Source organism: Dehalococcoidales bacterium (assembly GCA_041656115.1).
Taxonomy (GTDB): Bacteria; Chloroflexota; Dehalococcoidia; order Dehalococcoidales; family UBA5627; genus UBA5627.
Map to the genome: position 1 here is coordinate 1 of JBBAED010000030.1, position 2,792 is coordinate 2,792.

The 2,792-nt window shown below is 42.9% G+C and carries 2 protein-coding genes; both read right to left on the bottom strand.

The window, feature by feature from the left end; genetic code table 11:
* Positions 1 to 835 (bottom strand): ribosome biogenesis GTPase Der (gene der, locus WC958_06375; GenBank protein MFA5629847.1); only part of this gene is annotated, 835 nt, incomplete at its 3' end.
* A gap of 9 nt (positions 836 to 844) precedes the next feature.
* Positions 845 to 2,792 (bottom strand): S1 RNA-binding domain-containing protein (locus WC958_06380; GenBank protein MFA5629848.1); only part of this gene is annotated, 1,948 nt, incomplete at its 5' end.

Genomic DNA, 2,792 nt, shown 5'->3' on the forward strand with positions numbered 1-2,792 from the left:
CGGCTATTCTTTTATCTTGTTCGGTTATCGCTTCGGTGCCGTCAAGCATCACAACAACAATATCGGATCGTTCAATGGCAGCCAAGGCCCGTAATACACTGTATTTTTCCGCTTTTTCATAAATCTTGCCTTGTTTTCTTATTCCGGCCGTATCAATTACGACATAACGCTGTCCGTCTTTTATATACACCGCATCGATGGCATCGCGGGTTGTTCCCGGAATATCAGTGACAATGATTCTTTCTTCACCCAAAATCGTATTGGCTAAGGTTGATTTCCCGACATTGGGTTGACCGATAAGCGAGTATCGGATTACTTCCTCATCATATTCGGGTGCTTGATGACGCGGCAATAAATGAATTACTTTATCCAAAAGGTCACCGATTCCAATACTGTGAAGACTACTCACCGGAATAACCTCATCAATGCCAAACCGATAAAAATCATAAATATCATCAAGAAAACTTTGATTATCGACTTTATTGACGGCAATAATAATCGGTTTATTGCTTTTCTTTAATATCGATATAACATCATCATCCTCGTGGGTAATTCCGGTTCTGACATCAACAACCATGATAATCAGATCAGCCTCATCGATAGCCAGGGTTGCCTGAGCTCTTATTTTTTGAGAAAAGGGCTCATCTTTTAAGATGATCCCTCCGGTATCAATAACTATAAACTCTTGATTTAACCAAGAAGCCTTACTGTAAATCCGGTCGCGAGTTATTCCGCTAGCATCATCCGTTATCGACACTCTCTCTCCGACTATCCGGTTAAACAAACTTGATTTACCGACATTCGGTCTGCCGACAATGGCTACTACTCCGCGCATTAGAATAACCTACTCTTTCGGATCTTTTAACTGACTCTTCAGTAAATCGCCAAATGTGTTAGTTAGTTTATCTTGAGTTTTTTGATGTTGACGGAATGAATTTCGCGGATGACGCTCGGTTTCAGCCCGTAAATTAACAACCAGTTTGGTTCGTTTCGGATCGAAGACACGGACTTTAACCCGTAATTCGGTTCCGATTGAAATTTCTTCATGATAATTGGCGATACTGGCTTTCGGCAAATAACCGACGGCACCCTGACAGCTGATTTTATAGCCGTCTTTTAATTCTTTTACGACTTCAACATTAATCGTATCGCCGGGCCGGCAAGTCAGTTTTTCCCATGGATTGGGGGTAAGTTGTTTCCGCGAGAGAATAATGCGCCGTTTAATCGGATCAACTTCAATAATTTTCATTTCTATCTCATCGTCAACCGCAGCACTGTCGGAAATATAAACATCTTTTTCCCAAGCAAATTCACTGCGCGGTAAGAACGCACTAACATCCTCGTTTAAATCAACTACAACTCCGTAATTATTAATCTCGGTAATCTTACCGGTAACGACCGAACCGACTTCGTGTTTTTCCGCATATTCTAACCAATAATTCGGTAATAAGGCTTTTCGGGAAAGCCCGATATGAATACCGTCGATTTTAATAACCTTAACCCGGACCGTATCACCGGGGTTAAGAACTTTTTCGACTTTACTGACACGGACGTGATCAAGTTCGGATATATGAAGTAAGCCTTCAACCCCATTGCCGACATCAACAAAAGCGCCGTATGACTCAATGTTTTTTACAACGCCGTCAAATTCCTGACCGACTTCGATGTGGCTGATAAAAGCTTCTTTTTCTCGACGTTTAATAATCGCATTGGCAACATTTTGCGATACAATTAAGCGGATGCGGCCGTAATCAATCCGAATCGGTGCAACTTCGATATCCTGACCGATTAAATTGCCCCGTTCTTCTTCCGGTACGACAACTTGGCTGATAGGCAACAAGCAGGAAAATTCATTATGTTTCAACAAATAACCAACACTCAGTTTTCTGATGACTTTTGCCGTGAAAATACCGTGATTTTTAATTACATCTTGAAATTTGCTTAAGTCGTTACGCATCTTAAGTAAAACCGTCGAAAAGATAAACTTACCGCCGTCCGGATAGATTTTTTTGATAACGCAGGTGATGTTATCGCCTTCAATAAACAAATCAAATAAATCCTGATCATCGGCAATATCCGCCGTATCTTTCCGGAAGAGGAAACCTTGTTGTCCGTCTTCTAATTCGATAAGAACCCGTTCTTCTTTTGCCCTTAAGACCCGATTACCGATTTTTCTTTCCGGCTGGGCTTCGATTACTTCTAAAACTTTTCCTTGAACAACCTGTAATTGCCGATATTTTTTTACGGGTAATGGGCGGTCGGCGGCTTTTTTATCCACTGCTTCATCCGCTGAGGCTTCATCTTCTTCGTCTTCGGAATACTCGTCTTGTACTTCGTCGTCTTCTTCATCATCATTATCGGGATAATCCTCATCATCTTCTACAAGTTCTTCCGCTTCCGCCTTGGTCTCAGGGGCAGCCGCTTGGGCTAATGTTTCTTCTTTACTGTCGGCCGGAGCCGTTTCGTCGCTTTTTACCTCAGATGCCGCTGCGGGTTCGGCCGGTTCTTTTAAATCCGCTTTTGATACTTCCGGATCAAAGGCAACTTCGACTTCCGCCGAAGCTTCTTTTTTGCTTTTAGCGGCCGGCTTCATCTTTGGTTCGGCTTCCGGGGTCACTTCAGCTGCCGGTGCCGCTTCAGTTTCAGCAACATCTTCCTTTTTACTCTTAGTTGCGGCTTTCTTCTTTGGTGCGGCTTTTTCTTCGGTTACTTCGGCTTGTTCGGCAACCACCGCATCTTCTTTTTTAGTTTTAGTTGCGGCTTTCTTCTTTGGCGCGGCTTTTTCTTCGGTT